Source organism: Vibrio sp. WZ-1, assembly GCF_052037695.1.
Taxonomy (GTDB): domain Bacteria; phylum Pseudomonadota; class Gammaproteobacteria; order Enterobacterales; family Vibrionaceae; genus Vibrio.
This window is the reverse complement of record NZ_JBQEQR010000004.1, coordinates 1-809: the sequence shown is the minus strand read 5'-3', so window position 1 is coordinate 809 and position 809 is coordinate 1. Positions and strand designations below refer to the sequence as shown.

The window sequence follows — 809 nt, the reverse complement described above, 5'->3', positions numbered from 1 at the left end:
GCGTTATGCCTAAATGAGGAAGTATGGAGTCTATTTACAGTATTATTCAGGAAAATCCTGATTATTTCGCTTGGGTCTTCGGTTTAGTCAATGCACTCTGGGGGATCTTTCTATATTTTAACAAGCAAAGTCATGACAAAGCTCTAGAAAACTTAAAGCATGGATTATCGTTAGAAGCAGAGAGAAGAAAAAAAGTATTCGAGCTTAAGGTTTCTCAATACGAAGCGTATGTCTCCAATTTAGATGAGTTCGGGAAAAAGCATCAAGTTGATCTTCCAGCAAAGATGCAGCCAATCTTTGACAAGTATTTCAACGATTATCTCGCGGCAGCACAAGTCGGAGATAAAGACAAAGAGCGTGAAGTTTTGTGTTGGTTCGGAACGCAAGTCTCAGAGGTCATGCGTGATAGCACTGAAGACTTAATGAAATTACAAGCAGAGTCTAACAAATTAAAGCTCACAGCGACTGACCAAATGGTTGAAACATTTGCTCGTTTGGAAGCTTTGACAAAAGCGTCCTCAGACAAGTCCAATGAATTTATGAGTAAATTTCTTGAAATAGTCTTATCTCAAAATAATGAGCTATCTGCAAAATTGCAGGAAGAGCTAGCCAGTTTAGGTAAAGAAACCCAAGCCGTTGCTAAAGAGTTGATGGAGCAGATGAGGCAAGAGCTGCAAACAATTTAGGCATAACAAATTGTTCAAGAGTGATTCGGCACGCGTGGCATTTTTACCATGCGTTAGTTTTAGTGGTTAAGGTGCTATGCGGAGGCTTCGGTATTGCGTGCCTCACACCTTAACAAGGCGTTA

At 40.3% G+C, this 809-nt stretch carries 1 protein-coding gene; it reads left to right on the top strand.

All coding sequences use genetic code 11. From position 1 onward, the window contains the following. Positions 1 to 23: 23 nt before the first annotated feature. The gene (locus ACTS60_RS00010; RefSeq protein WP_045485120.1) at positions 24 to 686 is read left to right on the top strand and encodes a hypothetical protein; all 663 of its coding nucleotides are present in this window, start codon (positions 24 to 26) and stop codon (positions 684 to 686) included. Positions 687 to 809 lie beyond the last annotated feature (123 nt).

Coding starts and splice junctions, on each gene's coding strand:
- ACTS60_RS00010 (WP_045485120.1), top strand. CDS start 24: ATGGAGTCTATTTACAGTATTATTCAGGAAAATCCTGATTATTTCGCT.